The organism is Thauera sp. 63 (assembly GCF_000310165.2).
Lineage (GTDB): Bacteria > Pseudomonadota > Gammaproteobacteria > Burkholderiales > Rhodocyclaceae > Thauera > Thauera humireducens.
In genome coordinates this window covers 1-1,494 of record NZ_AMXC01000075.1, presented here as the reverse complement: position 1 = coordinate 1,494, position 1,494 = coordinate 1, and the positions used below count along the sequence as shown (strand labels likewise).

Here is a 1,494-nt window from a genome sequence, read left to right as displayed (position 1 = left end):
AGGAAGCTCTCATGAACAAGATCAAATGCGCCCTGATCGGTCCGGGCAACATCGGCACCGACCTGCTGTACAAGTTGAAGCGTAGCCCGGTGCTGGAGCCGGTGTGGATGGTGGGGATCGACGCCACCTCCGAGGGCTTGGCGCGTGCGCGCGAGATGGGCCTCAAGACCACCGCCGAGGGCGTCGACGGCCTGCTGCCGCATGTGCTGGCCGACGGCGTGCAGATCGCTTTCGATGCCACCTCGGCCTACGTCCATGCCGAGAACAGCCGCAAGCTCAACGAGCTGGGCGTGCTGATGATCGACCTCACCCCGGCCGCGATCGCCCCCTTCTGCGTGCCGCCGGTCAATCTGGCCGAGCACGTCGGCAAGGGTGAAATGAACGTCAACATGGTCACCTGCGGCGGCCAGGCCACGATCCCGATGGTCGCGGCGGTGTCCCGCGTGCAGCCGGTGGCCTACGGCGAGATCGTCGCCACCGTGTCCTCCAAGTCGGCCGGTCCGGGCACGCGCAAGAACATCGACGAATTCACCCGCACCACCGCAGGCGCGGTCGAGAAGGTGGGCGGCGCGAAGAAGGGCAAGGCCATCATCATCCTGAACCCGGCCGAGCCGCCGCTGATCATGCGCGACACGGTGCACTGCCTGACCGAGACCGAACCGGACCAGGCCGCGATCACCGAATCCATCCACGCCATGATCCGCGAGGTGCAGAAGTACGTGCCCGGCTACCGCCTCGTGAATGGTCCCGTGTTCGATGGCAACCGCGTCTCGGTCTTCCTGGAAGTCGAAGGCCTGGGTGACTACCTGCCCAAGTACGCCGGCAACCTCGACATCATGACCGCGGCCGGTGCGCGCACCGCCGAGATGTTCGCCGAGGAGATCCTCGCCGGGCGCCTGAAACTCGAATCCAACCGCGCCACGATGGTGGCCTGAGCGGCGACCAGACGAAGGAGATGAACATGGAACTTCGCGGCAAGAAGATCACCGTCCACGACATGACCCTGCGCGACGGCATGCACCCCAAGCGCCACCTGATGACGCTCGAGCAGATGAAGACCATCGCCGTCGGCCTGGACGAAGCGGGCATCCCGCTGATCGAGGTCACCCACGGCGACGGCCTCGGCGGCAGCTCGGTGAACTACGGCTTCCCCGCCCACAGCGACGAGGAATACCTCGGCGCGGTGATCCCGCTGATGAAGCAGGCCAAGGTCTCGGCGCTGCTGCTGCCGGGCATCGGCACGGTGGATCACCTGAAGATGGCGCACGAGATCGGCGTCTCCACGATCCGGGTGGCCACCCACTGCACCGAGGCGGATGTCTCCGAGCAACACATCGGCATGGCGCGCAAGCTTGGCATGGACACCGTCGGCTTCCTGATGATGGCCCACATGAACAGCCCCGAAGGGCTGTTCAAGCAAGCCAGGCTGATGGAGAGCTACGGCGCCAACTGCATCTACGTCACCGACTCGGCCGGGCACCTGCTGCCCGACAC

Annotated in this window: 2 protein-coding genes; both read left to right on the top strand. The window is 65.8% G+C overall.

The window, feature by feature from the left end; translation table 11 throughout:
- Positions 1-11 precede the first annotated feature (11 nt).
- Entirely contained in the window at positions 12-935 is a 924-nt protein-coding gene (locus tag C664_RS19995; RefSeq protein ID WP_004252850.1) for an acetaldehyde dehydrogenase (acetylating), read from the top strand.
- A gap of 26 nt (positions 936-961) precedes the next feature.
- On the top strand, positions 962-1,494 hold a 533-nt coding region (gene dmpG, locus C664_RS19990), incomplete at its 3' end, for a 4-hydroxy-2-oxovalerate aldolase (protein ID WP_004294639.1).